Origin of the sequence: Vibrio sp. 10N.286.48.C11, assembly GCF_041469805.1 — a bacterium.
Taxonomy (GTDB): domain Bacteria; phylum Pseudomonadota; class Gammaproteobacteria; order Enterobacterales; family Vibrionaceae; genus Vibrio; species Vibrio crassostreae_C.
Window position 1 is genome coordinate 23553 of record NZ_JBFRLK010000039.1, and the last position, 23667, is coordinate 47219.

At 43.6% G+C, this 23667-nt stretch carries 31 protein-coding genes and 2 pseudogenes; 27 read left to right on the forward strand and 6 right to left on the reverse strand.

The annotated features are described in order from the left end of the window. Window positions 1-84: 84 nt before the first annotated feature. The 4 genes from AB4209_RS11150 to AB4209_RS11165 form a co-directional block, all read right to left on the reverse strand. On the reverse strand, window positions 85-825 hold the full coding sequence (locus AB4209_RS11150; protein ID WP_372055882.1) for an SDR family oxidoreductase: 741 nt from the start codon (window positions 823-825) through the stop codon (window positions 85-87). Then, window positions 825-2396 carry a cryptochrome/photolyase family protein gene (locus tag AB4209_RS11155; protein WP_372055884.1) on the reverse strand — a complete coding sequence of 524 codons (1572 nt, stop codon included), beginning with the start codon at window positions 2394-2396 and terminating at the stop codon, window positions 825-827. The genes AB4209_RS11150 and AB4209_RS11155 overlap by 1 nt, the downstream gene beginning before the upstream one ends. Continuing rightward, window positions 2393-3769: a DASH family cryptochrome gene (locus AB4209_RS11160; RefSeq protein ID WP_372055886.1), complete on the reverse strand. Its 1377-nt coding sequence runs from the start codon at window positions 3767-3769 to the stop codon at window positions 2393-2395. The genes AB4209_RS11155 and AB4209_RS11160 overlap by 4 nt, the downstream gene beginning before the upstream one ends. 193 nt (window positions 3770-3962) lie before the next feature. Further along, a complete protein-coding gene (locus AB4209_RS11165; protein ID WP_017063967.1) occupies window positions 3963-4385 on the reverse strand; it encodes a universal stress protein in 423 nt (140 codons plus the stop codon). 235 nt (window positions 4386-4620) lie between these two features. Here AB4209_RS11165 and AB4209_RS11170 point away from each other — a divergent pair, with 235 nt between their 5' ends. From AB4209_RS11170 to AB4209_RS11215, 10 genes and pseudogenes are all read left to right on the forward strand, one after another. Beyond that, window positions 4621-5751 carry a PcfJ domain-containing protein gene (locus AB4209_RS11170; RefSeq protein ID WP_017059201.1) on the forward strand — a complete coding sequence of 377 codons (1131 nt, stop codon included), beginning with the start codon at window positions 4621-4623 and terminating at the stop codon, window positions 5749-5751. A 23-nt stretch (window positions 5752-5774) separates the two neighbouring features. Continuing rightward, window positions 5775-5909 carry a hypothetical protein gene (locus AB4209_RS11175; protein WP_017059202.1) on the forward strand — a complete coding sequence of 45 codons (135 nt, stop codon included), beginning with the start codon at window positions 5775-5777 and terminating at the stop codon, window positions 5907-5909. Window positions 5910-5975: 66 nt separating this feature from the next. Continuing rightward, window positions 5976-6410 (forward strand): GNAT family N-acetyltransferase, encoded by a 435-nt coding sequence (locus AB4209_RS11180; protein ID WP_017059203.1) that lies wholly within the window; start codon window positions 5976-5978, stop codon window positions 6408-6410. Between the two features lie 242 nt (window positions 6411-6652). Next, the gene (locus AB4209_RS11185) at window positions 6653-6907 is read left to right on the forward strand and encodes a DUF3297 family protein (RefSeq protein WP_017059204.1); all 255 of its coding nucleotides are present in this window, start codon (window positions 6653-6655) and stop codon (window positions 6905-6907) included. Between the two features lie 503 nt (window positions 6908-7410). Then, window positions 7411-8784: a glycerol-3-phosphate transporter gene (gene glpT, locus AB4209_RS11190; RefSeq protein WP_029235560.1), complete on the forward strand. Its 1374-nt coding sequence runs from the start codon at window positions 7411-7413 to the stop codon at window positions 8782-8784. Between the two features lie 77 nt (window positions 8785-8861). Further along, window positions 8862-9737, forward strand: a pseudogene (gene glpQ, locus AB4209_RS11195) (glycerophosphodiester phosphodiesterase); the annotation flags it as partial. Between the two features lie 260 nt (window positions 9738-9997). After that, on the forward strand, window positions 9998-10462 hold the full coding sequence (locus AB4209_RS11200; protein WP_017059207.1) for an ASCH domain-containing protein: 465 nt from the start codon (window positions 9998-10000) through the stop codon (window positions 10460-10462). A 130-nt stretch (window positions 10463-10592) separates the two neighbouring features. Continuing rightward, complete coding sequence (locus AB4209_RS11205) at window positions 10593-11096, forward strand: HAD family hydrolase (RefSeq protein WP_372055888.1); 504 nt, start codon at window positions 10593-10595, stop codon at window positions 11094-11096. A 112-nt stretch (window positions 11097-11208) separates the two neighbouring features. Then, complete coding sequence (locus tag AB4209_RS11210; protein WP_017057365.1) at window positions 11209-11589, forward strand: STAS/SEC14 domain-containing protein; 381 nt, start codon at window positions 11209-11211, stop codon at window positions 11587-11589. Between the two features lie 228 nt (window positions 11590-11817). Beyond that, window positions 11818-12219: an NUDIX domain-containing protein gene (locus tag AB4209_RS11215; RefSeq protein ID WP_029406108.1), complete on the forward strand. Its 402-nt coding sequence runs from the start codon at window positions 11818-11820 to the stop codon at window positions 12217-12219. A gap of 53 nt (window positions 12220-12272) precedes the next feature. On the opposite strand, the gene AB4209_RS11220 is transcribed toward AB4209_RS11215, so the two are convergent. After that, window positions 12273-12674, reverse strand: a complete 402-nt coding sequence (locus AB4209_RS11220; RefSeq protein WP_004733901.1) for a YkgJ family cysteine cluster protein — start codon at window positions 12672-12674, stop codon at window positions 12273-12275. 208 nt (window positions 12675-12882) lie between these two features. Here AB4209_RS11220 and AB4209_RS11225 point away from each other — a divergent pair, with 208 nt between their 5' ends. The 15 genes and pseudogenes from AB4209_RS11225 (at window position 12883) to AB4209_RS11295 (ending at window position 21789) form a co-directional block, all read left to right on the forward strand. Continuing rightward, complete coding sequence (locus AB4209_RS11225; RefSeq protein WP_012604036.1) at window positions 12883-13044, forward strand: hypothetical protein; 162 nt, start codon at window positions 12883-12885, stop codon at window positions 13042-13044. Beyond that, entirely contained in the window at window positions 13017-13742 is a 726-nt protein-coding gene (locus AB4209_RS11230) for a pseudouridine synthase (RefSeq protein WP_372055890.1), read from the forward strand. The genes AB4209_RS11225 and AB4209_RS11230 overlap by 28 nt, the downstream gene beginning before the upstream one ends. Before the next feature lie 65 nt (window positions 13743-13807). Beyond that, window positions 13808-14089, forward strand: a pseudogene (locus AB4209_RS11235) (glyoxalase); the annotation flags it as partial. A 126-nt stretch (window positions 14090-14215) separates the two neighbouring features. Then, the gene (locus tag AB4209_RS11240) at window positions 14216-14515 is read left to right on the forward strand and encodes a hypothetical protein (RefSeq protein ID WP_240698158.1); all 300 of its coding nucleotides are present in this window, start codon (window positions 14216-14218) and stop codon (window positions 14513-14515) included. A 36-nt stretch (window positions 14516-14551) separates the two neighbouring features. After that, entirely contained in the window at window positions 14552-15022 is a 471-nt protein-coding gene (locus AB4209_RS11245) for a GNAT family N-acetyltransferase (RefSeq protein WP_017070703.1), read from the forward strand. A gap of 77 nt (window positions 15023-15099) precedes the next feature. After that, window positions 15100-15444: a VOC family protein gene (locus tag AB4209_RS11250; protein ID WP_017061800.1), complete on the forward strand. Its 345-nt coding sequence runs from the start codon at window positions 15100-15102 to the stop codon at window positions 15442-15444. Window positions 15445-15563: 119 nt separating this feature from the next. Further along, window positions 15564-15980 carry a VOC family protein gene (locus tag AB4209_RS11255; protein WP_017061801.1) on the forward strand — a complete coding sequence of 139 codons (417 nt, stop codon included), beginning with the start codon at window positions 15564-15566 and terminating at the stop codon, window positions 15978-15980. A 129-nt stretch (window positions 15981-16109) separates the two neighbouring features. Beyond that, the gene (locus tag AB4209_RS11260) at window positions 16110-16691 is read left to right on the forward strand and encodes an HD domain-containing protein (protein ID WP_372055892.1); all 582 of its coding nucleotides are present in this window, start codon (window positions 16110-16112) and stop codon (window positions 16689-16691) included. A gap of 203 nt (window positions 16692-16894) precedes the next feature. Then, window positions 16895-17152, forward strand: coding sequence for a hypothetical protein (locus AB4209_RS11265; protein WP_102393703.1), 258 nt, complete (start codon window positions 16895-16897; stop codon window positions 17150-17152). Window positions 17153-17292: 140 nt separating this feature from the next. Next, a complete protein-coding gene (locus tag AB4209_RS11270) occupies window positions 17293-18297 on the forward strand; it encodes a S66 peptidase family protein (protein WP_372055894.1) in 1005 nt (334 codons plus the stop codon). A gap of 151 nt (window positions 18298-18448) precedes the next feature. After that, window positions 18449-18913, forward strand: coding sequence for a DUF302 domain-containing protein (locus tag AB4209_RS11275; protein ID WP_017061805.1), 465 nt, complete (start codon window positions 18449-18451; stop codon window positions 18911-18913). Window positions 18914-19180: 267 nt separating this feature from the next. Further along, window positions 19181-19696, forward strand: a complete 516-nt coding sequence (locus AB4209_RS11280) for an adenylate kinase (RefSeq protein WP_136978486.1) — start codon at window positions 19181-19183, stop codon at window positions 19694-19696. A 132-nt stretch (window positions 19697-19828) separates the two neighbouring features. Continuing rightward, complete coding sequence (locus AB4209_RS11285) at window positions 19829-20053, forward strand: hypothetical protein (protein WP_017061807.1); 225 nt, start codon at window positions 19829-19831, stop codon at window positions 20051-20053. A gap of 138 nt (window positions 20054-20191) precedes the next feature. Then, window positions 20192-21220: a radical SAM protein gene (locus AB4209_RS11290; RefSeq protein WP_017061808.1), complete on the forward strand. Its 1029-nt coding sequence runs from the start codon at window positions 20192-20194 to the stop codon at window positions 21218-21220. 17 nt (window positions 21221-21237) lie between these two features. Further along, window positions 21238-21789 carry a DUF1349 domain-containing protein gene (locus AB4209_RS11295; protein ID WP_372055896.1) on the forward strand — a complete coding sequence of 184 codons (552 nt, stop codon included), beginning with the start codon at window positions 21238-21240 and terminating at the stop codon, window positions 21787-21789. A gap of 94 nt (window positions 21790-21883) precedes the next feature. Here AB4209_RS11295 and AB4209_RS11300 read toward each other — a convergent pair whose 3' ends face one another. Continuing rightward, entirely contained in the window at window positions 21884-22216 is a 333-nt protein-coding gene (locus AB4209_RS11300; RefSeq protein WP_017068336.1) for a PBPRA1643 family SWIM/SEC-C metal-binding motif protein, read from the reverse strand. Window positions 22217-22471: 255 nt separating this feature from the next. On the opposite strand from AB4209_RS11300, the gene AB4209_RS11305 reads away from it, so the two are divergent. Together AB4209_RS11305 and AB4209_RS11310 are read left to right on the forward strand one after the other, a co-directional pair. Then, window positions 22472-23188: an HAD family hydrolase gene (locus AB4209_RS11305; protein WP_372055898.1), complete on the forward strand. Its 717-nt coding sequence runs from the start codon at window positions 22472-22474 to the stop codon at window positions 23186-23188. A 51-nt stretch (window positions 23189-23239) separates the two neighbouring features. Continuing rightward, window positions 23240-23623, forward strand: a complete 384-nt coding sequence (locus AB4209_RS11310) for a nuclear transport factor 2 family protein (RefSeq protein WP_372055900.1) — start codon at window positions 23240-23242, stop codon at window positions 23621-23623. Window positions 23624-23667: the final 44 nt, after the last annotated feature.

The following is a 23667-nucleotide window of genomic DNA, read 5'->3' on the forward strand; positions in this document are numbered from 1 at the left end:
TCTTTCTAAATAAAAACCCAATGGAGCTTCAACTCTGTTGGGTTTTCTTTTTTAGCACTAATGAAAGACGGACACTCGTATCAACTACCAATTTAACTGTTCACCATCGTAAGCGTAGAAGTGCCCACTGTTATCCGGTGTGGCAGTGCGAATAATATCGACCAACTGATGGGCGACATAGCTTGACTCAAACAACTTACCTTCAGGGACATTGGTCTGAAAAGGCTTCGACAGAGCTGTGTCTGTCGTGCCCGGGTGCAGAGCCAACACGGTGCCTTTCTTAATGGTGCGTTGCCATTCGATCGACATGGTTTTGATGAACATATTTAGGGCTGCTTTCGATGAGCGGTAGCTATACCAACCGCCTAATCTGTTGTCTGAAATACTACCTACTTGTGCGGATACCACAGCAAATTTTGGATTGTCACTCGCTCTAAGAATCGGCGTGAAGTGCTTTGCCAATAATAAGCTCGGTAGGGTGTTCACAGAGATGTTTTTGAGGAAAAAATCAGGGTCGATGGACGACAAGTTTTTCTCCGGTCCAAGATCTGGAGTGTGGAGCATACCCACGCAGTTGATCAACCAATCAAGTTGTTCAAACTCAGAACTCAAACGCTTGATATCAGCTTCATTGGTCGCGTCGACTTTGTGCCAGGTCAAGCGATTGTTTTCTAGTTCCGGCTGTTGAGAGTGGTAAGTCGCGTCTACATGCACATCAAGAAAATCAAACCGAGAGAGCTCAGATAATAGGTGTTTAACCACAGCGAAACCAATACCGCCGCTCCCACCGACCACCAATATGTGTAATCTGAGTTGCTCCACCATTATAAGTTCTCCAAGTTTGTGATTCGTTGTTCAGCAGTATCGAGAATCGCTTGTTGTGATTGCTCGTCCATGTTGTCCCAAGAGCGATATAACATGCCCATACGTGGGTTGCGGTTTAACGCATCGCGGTGCTGGTCCATAAAGCGCCAATACAAGCTATTGAAAGGGCAAGATTGCTCGCCGCTGCGTTCTTTTATCTTGTAGTGACAGCCTTTGCAGTAGTCACTCATGCGGTTGATATAGGAACCGCTGGCAGAGTATGGTTTGGTTCCTACGATCCCGCCATCCGCAAAAAGTGCCATACCTCGCGTATTTGGCATTTCAACCCACTCAATCGCGTCGACGTAAATACCGAGGTACCAACTATCGACTTGGTCGGGGTCTATACCCGTAATTAAGCAGAAGTTGCCAGTGATCATTAACCTTTGGATGTGATGCGCGTAAGCAAACTCAAGGGACTGGTCAATCGCATGCTTCATGCAATTCATATTGGTTTGTCCGTCCCAAAAATAATGAGGCAGGTTGTTGTTTGCTGAGTAATGATTTTTGTTGGCGTAAGCAGGCATATTCGCCCAATAGACGGCGCGTATGTACTCTCGCCACCCCAGTATTTGGCGTACAAACCCTTCGACCTGTGCAATATCGATGCTTGGCTTATCTGGTGAGCTGTCTCGAAGACAGGATGCTTGGTAGGCCGACAGTGCTGCATCAATCACTTCTTTAGGGCTCAGCAGCTTACTGTTCAGCGAGAACGAAATACGGCTATGATACAAGCTCCATTTAGAGTCGTGTTCTGTCGTCATCGCATCTTGAAACTGCCCAAATAACGGCAAGCAGACTTGGCAGAAATGAGCGAGTAGAGACAAGCTTTGTGCGCGGTTCACCGGCCATAGTAACTGGTTACCGACTTGACCAATGGTTTGTACTTGGTGACGTTCGATACGTTGCAAAATGTCGGTTATATCATTGGTAAACATCAGCGGCTGAGGTAGGTTTTCGATGTCTTGTTTCTTGAGCTTATTTCGATTGTTCGCGTCGTAATTCCATTTTCCGCCAACGGGCTTTCCGTCTTCTAACAAAATGTCGAAACGCTTTCTCATTCGGCGATAGAAGTGCTCCATCATGATGTGTTTGTCTTTCGGAAACTGTTGTTCGATCTCTTCGAATGGAAAGAGGAAGTGTTCTGTATCACAACAACCTTTGGTCGCATTGGTGAGCTTGAGCTTGTTCATCTGCTCTAAAAGGCGATATTCATCTGGCCTTTGATATTCGAATTTCTCTGCGCCGAATTCGTGTACATAGTGCTTTAGAAGTGTGTCTAGGTTTTCAAATTGCGTTGTGTCGTCAAGAGTAAGGTGTAGTACTTGATGACCTTGTTCTTTGAGTTCGTTAGCGAAGTAACCCATCGCACAGAAAAACGCGGCCACTTTTTGAACGTGAGAGGCAACATAATCTGTTTCTTGTTTTAGCTCAGCAATGATGTAAATAACGTCATCGTTAACCTGTCTAAACCATGAATGCTCAATGTTGAGTTGGTCACCTAATACAAGTCGTACCGTTTTAAATTTCATAATGCGTCCTGGTTTGTGAGGCTTGTTGTGACTGCGTTACCGCCTGTCCATTGATTGATGAAGGCATGGTCTGGGTCGTACATTTCAGTCTGCTTGGCTAAATCAAAATGGCGTGATTTAGGTTGTGATTGGTTTTTAGTTTCGCTGTTGTGGGTTGGTTGATTGAGAACCCCAGCGATATACGCCCAATTCCCCCAGTTAGATGCCACGTCATAGTCGACAAGTTGGCTTTCGAAATAGGCCGCGCCGTGTCGCCAGTCGACGCCCAACTCGTAAATCAAACAGCTTGCGGCTAACTGCCTTCCGCGATTGGACATGTAGCCAGTCGCGTTAAGCTGGCGCATGCATGCATCGACAATCGGGTAGTTGGTGTTACCGCTCTTCCATTTGGAAAAATTAAGGCTTGCCGATTGAGTGCTACTCTCTGCTATAACGGGGTTTGTGTATGAGCCTGTAAATAACGATGCCTTCAACGACATGCTTTTCCAATAAAAATACTCACGCCACAACAGCTCGAAATAGATCCAGTAGGTTGAATAATTGGAACCATGATGCGACTCAAATCGAGAGAGGTGTCTGCAGATTGTTTTCGGTGAGACACAACCTAATGCGAGCCACGGTGAAAACTTGGTCGAGTTCTCGATGCCATCCAATGCATTTCTTGTCTGTTTATAGCGGCTCGCGTAATCGTGTGAGAAGTAGTGGTCGAGATGTACTAACCCCGATGTTTCACCGCCTTTGAAGCTTTGCTCGCTCGTCAAATCGTTCATCATAAAAAGGGATGCCTTTGAGTGACAGTGTGACGTTTCTGTTAGGTCTGGTGCTGGTGGTAACGTCGTTATGATCAAACTGTGTGTATCGGCAGACAAGTGCTCGATGAGTTTTCTGAACTTGGTAAACGAGCGTGGTAACTTGTCTAACGTAAAAGGGTAGTCATCGAGCTCAAACAGAGTCGAGTTGTGAGTTTGAATCGGAGTTAAGTTCGGGCAGTCAGCCAATGTTGATTGCACTAGCTGTTGCTCGTTGTAGCCACAATGAACATTTGCAAACAAGTGAGTGACGTTTAGAGCAGAGATAATCTCGTTGAGCGAGTATTTAACGTTCTCGCTTTTATCTTGGTCTTGTGTAAGGACGATGAGTGTTTGCTCTAGGTCGCTCAGGTTAGCCTTAAGATCGCTTATCGATTGTGAAATGAAAGCTATGCGGTGAGCGCCATATTGCTGTTCTTGGGCGAACTGTGCTGAGTAGTGAGACAGAAGCGGTTCGACAACCACACAAACGAGCTCATCGACGATTTGGCTTGCTTGGTAAAGTAGCGCATTGTCGTTGATTCTTAAGTCGTTTGTAAAAAGATACAGGCCAATCTTTTTCATTACTTTCACTCGGCGATTTGTTAATTATTAGACGCTTACGAGTTGATAAGCTGACAAGATCACAAATTTCTACTCTAAGCGGGAAATAGGAGATTTCGGTCAGGATGAGTGTGTTGAAGAGGATATCAAGCCAACCAATAATACCGATAGAGGTTGGCAAAGCCGGTTATTTTTGAGTGTCGAACTGGAGCTTCTATTCCATAGGAACAACGAGAATATCGATAGGGGAAGTATCGATGATCTGTTTAGAATGGGAGATGAGCTTATGCCAAAAATCATGGTGATGGCCGCACAGCAATAGGTCAACGCCGTTTGCTTCGATGGCATTTTTGAGCTTATCGTTCAAATCACCCGTTCCCACGAAAATGTGCTTGATTGGGTGTTTGGCGTAGGCTTCAAACTCTTTCAAATGCTTAACGGCATCTTCATTGATGGGTAAATCACCGTCATTTCCCTGAATATCAACGAGCTCTGGATAAATTTCTCCATGCGTACCATCGATATAAACAAATGAAATGCCAGCCTCCAGTTTATCAGCGAAGAAGGTCGCTCTATCAATGAGAATCTTGGTGTCGTCAGACAGTTCAAGTGCGACCAGAATATGTCGGTAATCCATAATTAAAGCCTCTTGTTGTGAGTTATGTAACAAGCATAGTTTCTGTTGACGCAAATGATATCGAAGAGATCTCATATTCCGTAAAATCATCACTCAATGTTCTTCTAAGCACTATCGTATTTATATCGCTTTGATTGGTAAGAAATTTACAAAAGGTTGATATAGTGGTTGAAGCGCTAGCTTATGCTGTTAGATAGGCTTGATAGTTCAATGCGCCAATAACGAAGAGGCATCAATGACAGCACTACTAACCATTCCCACTCGAACATTAGGTTTCGACTACGATATTGAGATCCGAGACTGGTCTCAAAAGCTCGTCGGCTTTCATGTGTTTGAAGATGGTAGACGACCGCTTGATGGAGGCATTGGGCTGAGCCTCAACCTTGTTGAACAGTTTGACGTGAATGGTCGTTGGCTAAATTCATTACCTGCGCGTTATCGTGAAATCACCGACGACTTTCCAGAATACCAATACCAGATGTTGTGGCTTGCTGCGAATACTTATGAAGCCGCGCAATTGCTTGAATTAAGGCCTGTTATTTTGGCTTTGATCTGCATGAAATACAGTGTCGACAACAAGAAAGCACTGGCACTAAGTCGCTTAGGGCAGAAGAAGATCCTTACCAAGTTGGGCTTAGACGGCAGCAAGGCGACACTCAAATTCATCGACAAGCTAGAGCTTCATTACAATGTTGGTGATGAACTCGACCACATTGTTCGCATTCTCGAGCCACTGCAAAGACGAGTTCTTAAGTTTAAGCATTACTCAAAAGTTGGATACACAGCCCTGCGTTTGGACCAAGTTCATCCATTTCTAACTGGTAGCAGGCTAGGGATTGCAATGGTGGAAGAGGGCAGACTTAACGCACCGTCGAAGATGGCGATGTTCCAAGATGCGATATTGCTAGGGCAAGATTTGGAGATGGATGATCCACTGCGCGCGATTACCAGTCAGAACTCTTTTGCGATGTTTGAACAACTCCATGACCGCTGGACGGAGCAACGCCAATTACGTCGTTTGGAGGGTAACTGCCCAATGGATAAAGACATCCCTTATCCCGTTCCTTTACTTGGCAATGACAACATTCATCCGCTCACGGATTATTACGACCTTGAACACGAAGGCATCGAGCAGAAGCACTGTATTGGCGTGTATCACAACCGAATCATGAGCGATCGTTATGTGGTGTTCCGCATGCTCAAGCCTCAGCGTTTAACCATAGGTTTACGCCGCGTCCCGAGCAAAGCATTTCCTTTTGAAATAGACCAAATCTGCGGAAAACGAAATGCACCTCCGTCGGAATCCGCTCGCCAAGTGATTCACGACTGGCTAGAAGCGAGTAAGCAAAAATATCCTAAGCAATAGCCATTAAGTAGAAGGAATACAGGATGTTTCAACAAGGCGATCTTTGCCCTCATTGTGGTTTGATTATTGTGATGCCTACGGATCTGCAAGGTGAATGCCTAGGATGCGGCGAAGAAATTAATCAAGACCCAGCAGACGATTACGACGAAGAAGAGTAGCTTTACCTACACTTAGATTAAACAAGGCTAGGATAGCCGAATTACTCTCTTTAAAAGGACGGAAAAATGCAGAAAGTAATCTTTAGAAATTGCGATGAAAACTCACCTTATTGGCATGAGTTAGAGGGCTTATTTCAAAGTGAATGGTCTGATTTCAAGTTTAAAGATACATATAAAGAAAACGTACAACTCCCTCCAGTAATAACAGTACTTCGCGATAATGTGGTCATTGGTGGCTTGGCGTATTCCTATTTTCAAGAACCTCACCAAGTTCGTGATGTAGTGTGGATCAACGCTGTGTTTGTCGACCCTCAATGGCGCGGTCAAGGCATTGCCAGTGAACTGATTAATCGTGGTGTCAGACAGGTTTCTTCTGCAGTGCAAACTCAACTCTACGCGTACACCAATATCATGGGTCTCTACCAAGGGCTAGGTTGGTCAATCGTAAATATCGAATCAGAACCGAACCATAAAGTGATGAGTATTGAGCTTAATCGATAAGCTCGGAATAAAAGCCTGATATTAGTTTATCTGCCGTTCGAGTAATGAATTTCTCCCTTTCATCCATAATGCATAAACCTGTTAAATTTTCGTTGAAACTCATGCCGATATCGCCTTTAAATCAAACAACTAGCTGTTGATTAAAACGATCAAGACGATTTATTGCAGCAGTTGTTGAGCACAAAGCCTATATTGACTAGAATGACGCACTTTTTTTATTTACGTACATACAGGTAATGAACATGAGCGATACTAATTCAAGACCAGCTTTACCAGATCATCTTGCAGGTAACCCACGCAGCCCACACCACGTTGCTGAGTGTTTCGAATACCCAATCGGCATTCGTCTAAATGGTAAAGAGCGTACTGATGTTGAAGAATACTGCATCAGCGAAGGTTGGGTTAAGATCCCTTCTCCAAAAGCGCTAGATCGTTTTGGTCAGCCAATGCTTATTACTCTAAAAGGCACTGTAGAAGCTTTTTACATCGACGCATAATCATGTCGTGTGGCTAGCTAATACATCGACGCATAGTCACGTCGTGTGGCTAGCTAATACTTCGAGTAATTAGCTAATGTTTGCTTAATTAGCCAACATCAAGCCACCAAGCGTTATTACCTAAAAGGGTCTAGAGAAATCTAGACCCTTTTTGTTTGCATTGATTTTAGCGAACTTCTTTAACCAATAGCCCAAACCACCTTCATAACTCCACAGATTCAACCAAAATTGTTGTTGGTTGATTTATGTTCGCTCGCTCTTTTTGGATTTATTCGTACTCGAAAGTTCTGATGTTTAATTAAACAGATACAAACAAAAATATGAAGCGCATTCTAATTAAATGAAACTAATATGCTGTATTTAAAGTTATTTTTTGTTAATAACCACCTCTATCACAGAAATTAATCCTGAAGCACATACAATTCCCTTGATTTCGAATGAGCGCTAAATTTTTTCGTTCGAGCGTTTAATTTCTTCCTTCGCCCAATAATTATGAGGTTCCTATGTTTGGAATATTCAAACCTATGGCGCATATCGATCGCTTGTCATCAGATAAGATCGATAGCACCTACACACGACTACGATGGCAGCTGTTTCTTGGCATCTTCGTTGGCTATGCGGGGTACTACTTAGTCCGTAAAAACTTTAGTTTGGCGATGCCTTATCTCATTGAACAAGGTTTTAGCCGTGGAGAACTAGGGGTTGCATTAGCGGCGGTATCTATCGCTTACGGCTTATCTAAGTTCTTAATGGGCAGTGTTTCTGACCGTTCTAATCCTCGATACTTCCTCAGCGGTGGCTTGTTAATGTCGGCACTGGTGATGTTCTGCTTTGGCTTTATGCCTTGGGCAACAGGCAGCATCACTGCGATGTTTATCCTGCTGTTCTTGAATGGTTGGTTCCAAGGTATGGGTTGGCCAGCTTGTGGACGAACCATGGTCCACTGGTGGTCACGAAAAGAACGTGGTGAGATAGTGTCAGTATGGAACGTTGCTCACAACGTGGGTGGCGGTTTGATTGGCCCAATGTTCTTGTTGGGGCTGTGGGCTTTTAACGACGATTGGCGAACCGCTTTTTATGTTCCTGCATTTTTTGCCACTCTCGTTGCTGTCTTTGTTTGGTTTACTGTAAGAGATACACCTCAATCTTGCGGCTTACCACCGATTGAAGAACATAAAGACGATTACCCAGACGACTACGATACGTCTCATGAGAAAGAAATGACGGCGAAAGAGATCTTCTTTAAGTACGTTTTCTCTAACAAACTGTTGTGGTCAATCGCGATTGCTAACGCGTTTGTTTACCTTATCCGTTATGGCGTACTCGACTGGGCTCCGGTTTACTTAAAAGAAGCAAAAGACTTCTCTGTCGATAAATCATCTTGGGCTTACTTCCTGTATGAGTGGGCAGGTATCCCTGGCACCTTATTGTGTGGTTGGATTTCAGATAAGCTATTCAAAGGTCGACGAGCACCTGCAGGTATCTTGTTCATGGTTCTAGTGACAGTCGCTGTGTTGGTATATTGGCTGAACCCTGCGGGTAACCCAACGGTTGATATGTTGGCACTGGTTGCGATTGGTTTCCTTATCTATGGTCCTGTAATGCTGATCGGTTTGTATGCACTGGAACTTGCACCTAAGAAAGCTGCAGGTACAGCGGCTGGTCTAACAGGTTTGTTTGGTTACTTAGGTGGCGCGGTTGCTGCGAACGCAATACTCGGCTTTATGGTTGACCATTACGGTTGGGATGGCGGCTTCATTATTTTGGTCGGCGCTTGTGTAGCTTCAATCATCTGTCTGCTGTACGCCTTCTTAGGTGAGCGTGCGCACCATAAACAAAAAGATCTCGAACGAGAGAAAGAAGCGTTAGCTCAGTAGTGTATTTACTGAATCACATCTATAAATAACAACAGAGGCAGGTATATCCTGCTTCTGTTTTATCAAGGGAAACAATAATGAAAACAACGTCACTGTCTCTGACCTTATTAGCACTAAGCTTATCTGCAAATGCATTAGCAGATCCTTTAGTGATTGCGCATCGCGGTGCTTCTGGTTATTTACCTGAACACACATTACCCGCTAAAGCGCTCGCTTATGCAATGAAACCTGATTACATCGAACAAGATGTCGTGATGACCAAAGACGACCAATTGGTGGTTTTGCATGATCATTATCTAGACCGAGTCACCGATGTCGCGGATCGCTTTCCAACACGTGCTCGTTCAGATGGCCGTTACTACGCGATTGATTTTACGCTCGCTGAGATCAAATCATTAAAGGTGACCGAAGGCTTTAAGTTAGATGAACAAGGCAACAGAGTGGCAGGGTACCCAACGCGCTTCCCAATGTGGCAGTCTGATTTCCGTGTCGCTACCTTTGCAGAAGAAATCGAGCTGATCCAAGGCCTAAATAAGACCTTAGGTTATGACGTGGGCATCTATCCTGAAATTAAAGCACCTTGGTTCCATCGTCACGAAGGCAAAGATATCTCAAAAGCTGTGCTTGCAACCTTGCATCAATATGGTTACCTATCAAAAGACGACAAAGTGTATTTGCAGTGTTTTGACGCCAATGAACTTCAACGCATTAACGATGAGCTCATGCCAGTGATGGAAATGGATCTTAAGCTCGTTCAGTTGATGGCCTATACAGATTGGAATGAAACCATGACCTACCAAGGTGACAAAGCAACGCCGTACAGTTACGACTGGATGTTTGAAGCTGGTGGCATGGAAAAAGTGGCGTCTTATGCGGAAGGAATAGGCCCTTGGAAGCCAATGTTGGTGGACGATGCATCGACCAAAGATAACATCATTATTAAACCGTTAATACCCCGTCAGTTACGAGCTATTAGTAACGAGATACTAAGAGCCAAAAGCACCGACTAAAGGTGCTTTTGGCTCTTCTTTCACTTTTTGGATCTCCTTGTACTGGCCTCGAAATCCTACCTATATTCTTCTTTCTCAGCCCGCATTTTGATATTCACTCGGTTTACAGCTATAACCTGACTTGATAGGTTACTCCCACTGCAGCCAGATGCTTAATCTATAAGTGTTTATCGGCTCAACCTGATATTGAATTTGGAAAGATCATGGAAGAAAGAAGCAAAGCTTATCTTGATAGCTACCTCAACACATTACCAGCAGACGTTGCTTCGCAATACACCTCTTTTAGTGCCGACTATTACTGTGCTGATGAATACAACGCCAACCTCTGCGCCCAGTTAATTCTCAAGGGTGAAAAACAAGCGTCTTGCAGCCTTGAATATTGGTACAGCCATGAAGGCGAGACGAGACCAGTAGTTGGTCACTTGCAAGTCGTCACTGACTGGGATGGCAAGCCAGTTTGCATTGTAGAGATCACTTCAGTCTCACAGTGCAAATATAACGAAGTGACGGCGGAGTTTGCTGCTGCCGAAGGCGAGGGTGACAAAACACTCGAATGGTGGAAAGAAGCTCACTGGAACTTCTTCTCTCGTGAATGTGAAGAGCTCAAGATCTCACCAAGTGAAGACATGTTACTTATGTTGGAGCGTTTCAAAGTGGTTTATCAATAAAGGGTATTTTGTGTTTAGAAGATCGTGCTCCATAAACAGTAACAAGGTTGTCCATAATGAGCCTAACCGTCCGAGAAGTTTTTATAGGCTCGCTTAAACATTAGATAATTCATCGTATGCAGGAGGCAAGATGACAAAGCTAATCGAATTAACAGAAATAGTCTTATTCGACTGGGGCAATACGCTGATGGTCGACTTCCCAGACGCACAAGGGAAGATGTGTGACTGGGAAACCGTACAAGAAGTGAGCGGTGCTCGTGCATTACTGGCTGAACTCTTCAAAAATCATCAAGTCTATGTTGCCACCAATGCTGGTGATTCCAGTAAAGACGACATCATTCGTGCCTTTGAACGCGTTGGCCTATCTCAATATATCTTGGGTTACTTTTGTAAGGCGAGCATTGGCTTTTCTAAGTTCGAGCCGGGGTTCTATCCTGCCATTATTTCTAAGCTCGGTGTTGCACCACAAGACATCACCATGGTTGGCGACACCTTAGAAAAAGACATTTACCCAGCACTTGAAGCGGGTTTGCAAGCGGTGTGGTTGAACACGGAAGGAGTTGAGCTTAAGTCACAGCATCCGAATGTCATGCAAGTTCAATCCCTAAGCGAACTGTTGGAAAAGCGCGATTAACTCTCTGATATTAAGTTCAGATAAAGCGCTTGTCTGTTTTGACGCAAGCCTCTCATCTCTTTGCTGTTTAATCTTCTAAGCTAACTTTAGTTTCCACTATGAGGGCTAGGTTATGAGTATCGAACGTCATGGAATATCGGTTGGAATTGAACGTGTTAGCGGTGAAACCATCGTTGTGTTCAAAGCGAAAGGCAAACTCACACACGATGACTATCAAGCAATGATGCCAATTCTAAATACCACGCTAGAAGAACTCGATTCATCGAAACTCAAGATGCTGGTCGACATCTCCACCTTAACGGGTTGGGAGTTACGTGCTGCTTGGGATGATTTCAAACTGGGATTAGAGCTCAATTCGAAGATAGACAAAATCGCGATTTATGGTGATAAAAGCTGGCAAGAATTCGCTTCAAAAGTAGGGAGTTGGTTTGTGTCTGGTGAGATAAAGTCATTCGAAGACCACGACTCTGCGCTTAAGTGGCTAGTTGATTGATTCTATCTACGGACAGCTAGAGAGCAATCCGTAAACAACGCTAATGACGGTTAACGAGCATTGTGCTTAAAGGCTGTCATTTTTTGTTTTGGCTATGTATTTCCTATTCGATTCAATAGAGTATATTCATTGCAGCGTGTAACATACGCAGGCTTTGTTTGGTCGCGACTAATGGTGTGGCTAGATTCAGTAAGAACGAGAACTAAAACAGAAATAAGGTCTAACGACATGAATAAGGTAATTGATAAGCTGGCTTGGATATTCATCAAAGACGGCAAGCTGTTGATGGTCAGATCAAAAGGCAAAGAACTGTTCTATCTACCGGGTGGTAAGCGTGAAGCTGGCGAAAGCGATGAGCAAGCACTGGTTCGTGAAATCAAAGAAGAGATCTCAGTTGATTTAGTGACTGATTCCATCAAATACGTCGAGACGTTTACAGGCCAAGCTGATGGCAAGGCGGAAGGCGTATCAGTGCAATTGACTTGTTATCTTGCTGATTATACTGGCGAACTGTCTCCAGATGCCGAAATCGAAGAGCTTAAGTTTGTTGATGGCAACGACAGAGCGGTATGCTCATTGGCGGCACTGGTTGCGCTTGATTGGTTAGAAGCGAACCAGTATTTGGCTTAAGGTTTTAGCGGCTACTAGCTAATACTGAAGATTGATCTTCAAAAGATCATCGCTTACGAATAGCTTGAAGGGCGGCTGTCTTTCATCAACAGGTCGAGTTTCCTTTGAGCTTTCTTCGTGTCTTGTAAATCCACCACCTCAATCATTTCACACTCATCTCGTACCATCTCATTAATTAGGCTTGGGTAGTGTCGGCAATCTTCTGGTCGGTCTAAGTAAATGCTACATGTGTACTTGGCTTGAGCTTTGGTGTCTTTCGTCGGAACCAGCTCCAGAAAAGGGCAGCGAGTTAAACGTTCGCCAGATTCAGGGTCGAACCAGATCTCGCTTCCTCGAACATATTCAAAGATGTCTGGGTTGAACAACTCCCACAAATCAATCTCTTCTTGCGTTGCGGCAAGGTCACCATCTCCGTATTTGATACAGCATTTCCCGCATTGATTACAATTTTTCATTAGTGACTTCATTGGTTGGTGAGCTTTTATCATTTTACCACTGATAGGCGTGGCACGTTGACTTTGTTGTTCATGGTTAAGCCGTTACGGGGCGAGAACATGGAATGACGGCGCTTAAAATCAATTTATCTATGCACCACCACTCCAAACAAGGCTGTAAACAGTGATACAATTTGCGCCTAGCAAGTTATTAAAACAAGGCATAAAAATGAGAACCGTATACACCACCGAAGGCGACATCAACGCAAAGAAACAGAAAGACGCATACCCAAAGTTGGCGCTATGTGATAACTGCGTTCGAGACTATGTGGTGATTGCTCAAGGCGAACGTACTTATAAGCCATGCGCAAAATGTGGTGCCGACGATTAATGCGCCTTGATAAATACCTATGTAAAAGCACTGACCTAACCAAGCCTGAAGCGATTGAACGCATCCATAATGGCGAGGTGAACGTAAACAGTGAAACAGTCACCGATGAATCGACTCAGGTTCATGAAACCAACGCCATCTTGTTTAATGGCATGCCGCTTAAATTGCGTGAATTTCGATACCTCTTAATGCACAAGCCTGCGGGTACTATCTGTTCTAATGTCGATGAAGTTTATCCTTCACTGTTCAACTACATCGAGATAGACAAAGCATCAGAACTGCACATCGCAGGGCGCTTAGATGCCGACACAACAGGCTTAGTCTTGATTACCGATGATGGGCGATGGTCATTCAACATCACTCTGCCAACCAAGTCATGTAAGAAGGTATATCGCGTGACATTGTCACGAGATATCAAAGATGATGTCGCTGACAAGTTCAAAGCGGGCATTCAATTGCAGGGCGAACAAAAACTGACGCGTCCGGCAGAACTCGAAGTGATTACCAGTAAAGAAGTGCTGTTGACCATTACAGAAGGTAAGTTTCATCAAGTAAAACGAATGTTTGCTGCGGTAGGGAATCGAGTTGTTGGACTACACCGTGAGCAGATTGGTGATGTTCGTTTAGATGTTGAAGCAGGTCAGTGGCGTTATCTAACTAAAGCCGAAGTCGACTCATTTCAGCAAGACTCTGAGTAAACGCTGTAACCACTTAAAGCGTTAAGCGTGTCAGGACCAGAATATCAGCACTATAAGGATCTAGGATGGAAAACCTCAAAGTCTCAGAAATTAAGTCTTTCGTGCCCGCGAAAGACTTCGATTTATCTAAGCGTTTTTACCAGTCAATCGGCTTCGAAGTGATGTCTGAATTTCACGATATCGCCTATCTACGACACGGCAGTTGTGCGTTCCTTCTGCAAAATTTTTATGAACCTGCGCACTGTCACAATTACATGATGCACTTGCTGGTTGAAGACGTAAAAAGTTGGTATCAACACATCCAAAACTCTAATGTAGTGTCGGAATTTGAAGTTACCGTTTCCGATTGAGCTTGAATTTGTAACAGACTCGCGCGCATCTTCCCAATATCAAAACAATCCTTGGAGTATTTAGAAATGTTGTTTTCTAGTCTGTCTAAACCATAGGTTCATGGCTCCGAGTTATGTTCTGAACTGCTCAATTTCTTAACCGAGCATAAGAGTGATTTCGAAGAAAAGTTAATCCCTGATCTGTCATACATCGATGATATGGCACATGTGGTGAACGGTATCAAAATCAAAGGCGTTCTCCACATCAATGCGAATCAATACCGACTTCAATATTCGTTTGATTGGGAGCTGTTTCTAGGCTGTTCAGATAGAAACGAAACCGGTGTAGAGAATGGAAGTGTTCTATTCACTCTTGAGGACGATAACGTTCTTAATATTAACTTCCCAAACTACGGTTCTCGAGACACTAGCGATGAGCTCTAGTCGGTTCTTCGTGGGTGCTATACAGAAGGAACAACAATGATAACTATCGAAAGGCTTGAAGATTCACATGTGGCGTTAGTTCAGGCCATCCAACTCGCCGATGAACAGGTTAAGTTCGCTGGTACAGCTGCAGAGTTTTTATTAGACGGCAGTGAAACGACGCACTTGCACGTGATTAAGTCTGATAACGAAGTTGTGGGTTTCTTTAAGCTGGATATCGCTTACGCAGAGCACTACGAATTCTGCCCTGAAGGAAGCATTGGCTTGAGAGCTTTTGTGCTTGATAAAAACCAGCAAGGTAAAGGTTTAGGAACAGGCACGGTGAAGGCTTTGTTTCCGTATTTAAAAGCGAATTACTCAGCGTATGAGTCGATTTACTTAACTGTGAATTGCAAAAATCCGGCAGCATTCAACTGTTATAAGAAAGGCGGCTTCGAAGATATCAATCAACAGTATTTAGGTGGCGCAGCAGGCCCGCAATTTATCATGCGCGGTCGAATTGCTTAGTAATAAATTATTGATGAGAAACACCTGCACAGCTGTATGCAGGTTGAGAGTCTTAAAGAACACGAGAAGGAAATTTGATGAAGGTTCAATATCTTGAAGTGGTTACCCCAGAGGTCGATGTCGTTTGTGCAACATACGCTCAGCTCTACAACGTGAAATTCAGTGGTGCAGATGTGAACCTTGGTGGGGCGCGCACTGCAAAGCTATCTAATGGCGGGGTAATTGGCATTCGAGCACCGCTTCGTGAAACTGAAGAACCAACTGTTCGTCATTACACGTTGGTTGAGGATATTCAGTCTGCAGTAACTGCAGCCGAGAAACTAGGCGCCGAAGTTGCGGTGCCGCCAATGGAGTTACCACGTCACGGGATGTGTGCCATTGTCATTCAAGGTGGCGTCGAGCTCGGATTCTGGCAGTTATAAATGATGTATACCTTTTAGATTGTGACGGACGAGATACTACGATTTATGATGCGACACCTAGTGTCTTTACCTGCTTCATGGCATCATTCCACGCAGCTAAAACCCCAACAAGGTATGTTATGAAACAGAATATTGTCCACATTGCACTCGTGGTAAAAGACTACGATGAAGCGCTTGATTTCTATGTAAACAAGCTTAAGTTTGATCTCATCGAAGACACGTATCTGCCAGAAGAAGATAAGCGCTGGGTTGTTGTTGCTCCACCAAATTCAACCGGTGTGAGCCTGTTACTTGCTAGAGCTTCCAAGCCAGAGCAACTCGATTTCATCGGCAACCAAGCTGGTGGACGCGTATTCCTATTCTTAAACACCGATGACTTCTGGCGTGATTACGAACGTATGACGTCTTTGGGCATTAACTTTGTCCGAGAGCCTAAAGAGCAAGGCTACGGCACCGTTGCTGTGTTTGAAGATCTTTACGGTAACTTGTGGGATCTGCTTCAGTTAAATCCTGAACACCCTATGGCTAACAGGTAGATAAGCTTAGCCCACAACCATCGGGTGTTGCGTATTACAAAATGTCGGTTCATTGGGAGTAACGCTTCTCTTTCGTTAGGTTAACCCTCCGCACCGCTAAATCATCAACTTAACTTAAGGAAGCTCATCGTGGAAGAAATCAAAGGCATTCTGCAATTCATGGTCGAGATTGAACAATTAAAGGATGTTCATCGACAGACAAAACCGGTTGGATTGGATCGATATGAAAACTCCGCTGAGCACAGTTGGCACGTCTGTTTGAGCGCACTCATGTTGAAAGACTATGCCAATGAACAAATCGATATTACGCGAGTAATGAAGATGCTGCTGATTCATGATCTTGGGGAAATCGATGCCGGAGACACCATCATTTATGCCAGTGAAACCGAAGAAAACAAGCTCAAAGAGAGAAACTGCGTCGAGCGGTTGCTGAAATCATTGCCGAGCCATTCAACAAGCGAGTATTTGGATTTATGGCTTGAGTTCGAAGCCGGTGAGTCACCAGAAGCTAGATTTTGTAAGGCGATCGATAGAGTGCCGCCTTTGCTTCATAACATCCATGGTGGTGGTCACAGCTGGAAGAAGCACAACATATCCAAAGACAAAGTACTGACCTTCAATGGCGAGCGTATTTCTAAAGGCAGTCGTGCCTTATGGAAAGAGCTAGAAGTGCAACTTGAAGGTGCTGCGGAAAAAGGGCTATTAAAGTAAAAGTTAATTTCATACCTTAGCGTAAGAATAGCTTTAGCTTTTCAATGAGGGAGATCTCGATGGTAACTGATTCAAGATGCATGGCACTTACCTTGTGTCTCATTTCTTTCTAATAAAACTCTAGTGGACAACAATAAGTTCGAGAACCGAGTGATAAGTTGTTAGCATGCATCAACTTTATAAATATTGGTTGGCTTATATAAATGCTTGATAATAAGTATATTAAACATCCTTATCACTGCGAACAGTGTAACGCACTTACCCCGCACCTTGCTGTTAACGCTTCCGATGCTGAATCTAAAGCGGACACTGAATCTGAAAAGAAACAATGGAAGCTAGGCGTGTTGATGGAGTACCTGATGACGTTATTGTTTAAAGGTGACCATAATGTTCCCGGTTTTTATGTCGACAGTGATTACGAATACCAGTGTGAAAAGTGTGGGACTAAGTCGTGGCACTGATTGGGGATGAAAATTTGATTCAACCTTAATTTTTTGAGCTCTAACCCCGAAATCAACTCGCTTAAAGAACTCGTTTGCTTTAAGAATTAGTGAGTTTCAGTCAGGCGTATTATTCCAATTTTGTTATGGAGGACAAACGAGTGATATACCCAAAAGCTTTAAATATTGGTGACAAAATCGGATTTTTCTCACCGTCATCGCCCGCAACGGTCTTTGCACCTAATCGATTTGCTCGTGCTAAACGTTATTTGGAAAAGCAGGGCTTCATTCTAGTTGAAGGTTTGTTAACTGGAGAGTCAGAAGGGTATCGTTCTGGTTCCATTCAAGCGCGAGCCGAAGAACTCAATCAGCTCATTCGAGATCCTGGCGTGCGCTGCATTATGTCGACCATTGGTGGTAACAACAGTAACTCACTGTTGTCATACATCGATTATGATGCCCTTAGAGACGACCCTAAGATCATCGTCGGCTATTCAGATGCCACAGCATTACTGTTAGGCATCTACGCCAAAACTGGATTGGTGACTTTTTATGGCCCTGCACTTGTTGCGTCATTTGGTGAGTTCCCGCCATTAGTCGACGAAACCTTCCAATCGTTTACTGACATCTTATGCTCGGATTCAAGCCAACATCAGTACACGATGCCTGAGAGTTGGACGGACATTAAACACGATTGGGAAACTCAAGACTCTGCAAAGCCAGTTTACAATAACGAATGGCACTTCATGGGAAGAGGTCAAGTAAGCGGTCGCGTGATTGGCGGCAACCTGAGTACGATGGCCGGGATTTGGGGCAGCGAATACATGCCAGAAATTCAGTCTGGCGATATTCTGCTTATTGAAGATTCACTAAAAGGCATTGAAGCGGTCGAGCGTTCATTCGCGCACTTATTGGCTTGCGGAGTATTCGATAAAGTAGGCGCTATTGTACTCGGCAAACATGAGTTGTTTGATGACAAAGGGACAGGGCGAACACCACTCGATGTACTTCTTGAAGTGCTGAACGGTAAAAATGTCCCGATCCTGTATGGCTTCGACAGTTGTCACACCCATCCCATGCTAGTCACGCCACTAGGTGTGCAAGGCACTATTGATTTTGATGACCAAACATTCAAGCTTCAAAGCCAATGGTTAGCGTCGAGTTAACCTAAACTGATGATAATAAGACGCATTAGAAAAGTGATCCTCTCTGCAAACTGAGAATCGAGTCGCGTCTATACTGACATGGGTTACGTCGCTGATTTTAGAAGTGGCGCTATGAATGTAAGTTTGATTAGGTTAAATCTCTGAGGTGACGATGAAAAAATTACTACCACTATGCGCCATTTTACTCTCTGCATCATTTTTAGCTGCGGCTTCTGATGGTTTGATTAAATACCAAAGTAATTACTCAGTGAAAGAGACCGCTGACCGCTTTGAAGAACTCGCTATAAGCAAAGGTTTGACGTTGTTTGCGCGAATTGACCATCAGAAAAACGCGAGTAAGGTCGATCTTGAATTGAGACCAACGGAAGTCATCATCTTTGGTAACCCGAAAGTAGGGACACCATTAATGCAATGTGCTCAAGAAGTCGCGATAGATTTACCGCAGAAGGTGTTAGTCACTGAAGATTCAAATAAGAAAGTATGGTTGTCTTACAACGATCCTAATTACTTGGTAGAGCGTCACGCGATCAATGGCTGTGACGAGGTCGTTAAGAAAGTATCGGGTGTACTAAGCAAGCTATCAGAAGCGACAGTGGCGAAAAAGAAAGCGAAATAACCAAGACCAATTAGCACTCATTAAGACTATTAATGGGTGCGACTTGACGAGGATATAGCTTCCCAATCAACGTTTGGCTGCATTGACAACTAAGCAACAATATATAAAAGTAGTTTTATGAAACTGAATTTAGCGCCATCTAACCAACGAATTATCATCATTCCATAAGAATGGTGGGATTGTTGATGCGCTTTGTTTATCGAACCCACCCGTAAGGTGGGTTTTTTGTCGCTGTCTTATGGGTTTTATCTGAATAGAGGAAGTCATATGAAAAAGATCGCGGTTTTTGGTAAGCCTGGGAGTGGAAAGTCCACAGTCAGCAAGGCGTTAGCACTAGCTACAGGGATAGAGCTTCACCAGTTGGACTCTATTGTTTACAAGGCCAACGGAGAGTTTGTTGAACGTGAAGTATTTGAGGAGGCTCATGAGAGCATACTTAAGTCAGAAAGCTGGATCATCGATGGTTTTGGCCCTCTAGGCTCGTTCAACACACGTTTAGATGCAGCTGATACCTTGGTTTATATCGACATTCCTTATTCAACTAGCTACTGGTTTGTAACCAAGAGAATGCTCAAAGGTTTATTTGTTAAACCTGAAGGCTGGCCTGCTGGAAGCTCAGTGATAAAAGGCACGATACAAAGCTATAAGACACTACAACTGTGTCCTAAATTTTGGAATGACGACTTTAGAGCGCAGTTAGAATTGCGCGCTAAAGAGAAAGAGGTTTACATCATCAGAAGCGTGACTGAATTGAATAACTTTGTTCACCAACACTTCACTTAACAGTCGAGAGTTTACTTTTCTTTAAAACGCTCTTACTTACTCATAACTTCATGAAAATATTTAGATTTAACTCTACGTGTGGCATATTTGCCATATGTTTAGTTTGTGCTTTGAGTTAAGGAGATAGATATTATGTATGGAAGTGAGAAGACGAGAGCGTTCTGTAGTAACTGTAAGGAACTGACACTGCACAAGTACACTATGTTCAGTAACCAAGCCGAAAAAGCGCCACAACATGAAAAGAAGCCAGGGTTGCTTGGAATGATTTTATCGTCGCTAGCTTCAAGTGGCGGAAACGGTGACTATAAATGTACAAAGTGTGGAACCAATTTACGTACACCGGACAACCTTGATTAGCCTTTAACCTACTTAATACTTCAACATTCTTCTTCTTTAATTATCCATTTTCATTTGATAATAATTCAAATTGTACCGTGTTTTTCATTGAATGAACTTCTAGTAGTCTATGCGAATAGTTAATTATTGGGCATTCAAATGACACAGTATCAGTTCCAACAAGGGCATATTCGCCCACCTTCAGAAGCGGATAGCTTATTGATTCGCACCACCCAAGGTTGTCCTTGGAACAAATGTAAATTCTGTACGCTGTTTGAGGGGATGGAGTTTGCAATTCGTCCCGTTGAAGAGATTAAGAAAGACATTTGGGCTGCGAAAGCATTCTATAAGAACCGTAAATTTGAGACCTGTTTTCTGCAAGACGGTGATTCATTCACTATGGATACCGAAGACTTGCTGGATGTGTTGAATACACTCAAACAAGCCTTCCCAGAGTTAAAGCAGATCAGCTCTTATGGACGAGCGCAAAGCATGACTAAGAAGTCGCCTGAAGAGATGAAAGCCATCTGTGATGCAGGGCTCAACATGCTTTATTGCGGTATGGAATCGGGTTCTATTGATGTTCTCAAATTGATGAAAAAAGGCATTACTCCGAAATCTATTTTGAAATCGACCGAATACGCGAAGCAAGCGGGTATGAAGATGATGACCTTCATTATCCTTGGCTTGGGTGGTAAAGAATATTCGGCGCAGCATGTTGAAGAAACGGCGGCCTTACTTAACCAAATCAACCCAGATGAAATACGCATTCTGTCGCTTGCTGTGAAGCCTGGAACCGAATTGGATGAACTGGTGCAGAATGGAGAGTTCACGCCACTTAGCGAACGTGAAATGCTTGAAGAACAATATCAATTGATCAGTAAACTAAACCGCGTGACGGGCAACTATGGTAACTATCACGGTATTAATTTGTTGATGGAACTGAACGGACAGCTGCCACAGGATAAAGCGAAGTTCTTAGCGACAATAGACCGTTTCAATATGATGAGTGAGAATGACCAGAATAACTTTATCTTGGGACGTCGCATTCATTACTACGCCGCATTGAAAGACATGGATAACCAACTTATGTACGATTCTGTACAAAGAGAGCTTAATCGCATTCAAAAGCAAAATCCCGATGAACTCGACAATGTGTTTTACCAACTCCGTCAACGCATGATCTAGCAGCAAGGACTAATAACATGAATAACCTCGTTAACTGGCAAATCAGAAATGAAAATCCTGAACACTGGTCTTTGGACAACGGTGTGCTGACGATGCAAGTGCAAGAGGGCAATATCTTTGGTGCGGGTTCAGCTGATGTTGATAATATCTTCATTCATCCAGTATCTAGCTCGGATTACAGCACAGAAGTGACGGTTCAATTAGATCCAAACCGTTCATTTGAACAAGCCGGCTTAGGTATTTACTGGGATAACGACAACTACATTAAAGTGAGCAAAGAGATGTTCATGGGCGAGCGTTCATTGGTGTTCGTTGTAGAACAAAATGGTCAGCCACAGATCAAGGAACGTCTGTTGTTTAGTGAATCTAGTGTGTCGGTTAAGCTCGTCAAGCAAGGCGGAAAAGTCAGCGCTCATTTCCGCCCTTTAGGAAAACAACAATGGCAGGAAGTGATCACGTTTGATTCGTTAGTAGGCAGTGAACAGGGTGTGATGCTTTATACGTTCAGTGGCAGTAAGGCGACGCCTAATTTCGCCAAGTTTAGTGGCTTTAGTTTGTCTGACGCTTAATTGTTTGTCTTACGCTGAATAAGCTTCCTTAGCGTATAAAAAAACGGACCGATATTGCTACCGGTCCGTTTTTAAATTCTTCAAGTCAAAGCGCTTATGCGCAACACTTCTTGTATTTCTTACCGCTGCCGCAAGAACATGGGTCGTTACGGTTAGGGGTCTTTTCAAACGTCATCGTTTTTGGCTTGTTCAGTAGAGTATCAAGCTCGATGGTGTTCTCTTCTTTGTCTGCGTCGACTGTAACGGTAACGAAGATAGTATTTTCAGCGGCTAGTGCTTCAACTTCTGCTTTGCGCGCTTCAGTTTGAACCATTACTGCGATTGGAGATTCTTCAGTACCCGCTTTTACATCGCGGTTTACGTTGTAGCCAGCAAGAACGTGGTTCTGTCTTGTTTCGATACGGCCTTTGAAAAATAGTTTCGACATTGGGTACTCATTAAAAATGTTGAATGGCGCTATTTTTAACGGCGATAGCGCAATGGAGCGGGGATTATACGCATATATTGCAATTGATAAAGCAGTGATGTGAGCAAAGGCTGTTTGGTTTTTGTTTTCTAGCAACGATTTGTTCTCTAGCTCTGTTCCTATTAGACAAATTTCGAAATTCAAGACAATAAAATTGCCCTAAATAGGCTTATGAATGATAAATTCAAATTACTAATCGAAACAAAGAGATAGTGTATGAAGTTAGATGCCATCCTGTGGGATTACGATGGAACCATAGTCAATTCCGTTCCAAAGAATATCGCAATCACAAAAGATATTATCTCTTTAGTCGCGCCACACTTGTCAGGCGACAACTTACCTAAATATTTGCTTAGCGAAGCGCTTTATCATGAAGCCAACCACGGGGCTAAAAACTGGCAAGCCTTATATGTCGACTATTACGGCTTATCCCATGACGAAATGTTGATAGCTGGTGGAATGTGGGAAGAGCATCAAGAGAAAAACCAAACAGCCGTTGCCTTGTTTGAAGGAATGGAAACCGTGGTTAATCAGTTTGCTCATCTTCCTCATGGGATCTGCTCTCAAAACTCTCAATTGAATATTCGTGGTGTGCTCGACAGTTATGGCATTGGTGATTTGTTTAAATCGGTCGTGGGCTATGACGATGTCTCGAACGGTAACCAAAAAACCCATCCATTTGGTGGTGTGAAATGTGTCGAGAACATATTTGGCGCCGATCCGACTAACGAGCTTTGTTTGATGTACATCGGTGACCATGAAGCGGACACACAGTTTGCTCGCAATATTGAAGCCGCGCTGGGTAAAAACGCAAAAGTGATTGCCGTTGCAGCAGGTTATAGCCGATCGAAACCTGAAAATTGGCAAACCAAGCCCGATTACATTGCTAACAGTGTCGATGATCTTTTAACGATCATTAGCAAGTACGCATAACGAAGCAGACATTTAAAAATCACCACACGTAAATAACTTTAAGGAAGAATAATGACACCAAAACAAGTGGTATTGGGATTTTGGGATGCAATGCGCAGTAATGATTTTGCAAAGGCAGGTGAATGGCTAACCGCAGATTTTGAAGGCTATTGGCCGCAGTCGTCTGAATTGACGTTAGGGCGCGACAACTTCACTGCAATCAATACTGAATACCCAGCCAATGGTGTTTGGGAATTCACGCTCAATTCGATTGTCTGTGAAGGTAATACGGTAGTCACGGACGTTTCGGTCACTGACAGTGTGTTGAAAGGCCGAGTGATCACCTTTCACACGGTGGTTGACGGTTTAATTCAAAAGCAAACTGAGTTTTGGCCAGACCCATTCGAAGCGCCGGCGTGGCGATCGCAGTGGGTTCAGATCGTATCGAACAATTAGTTTGTATCGATACGATCAGTTTGTCACGAACAATCAGGTTGCAC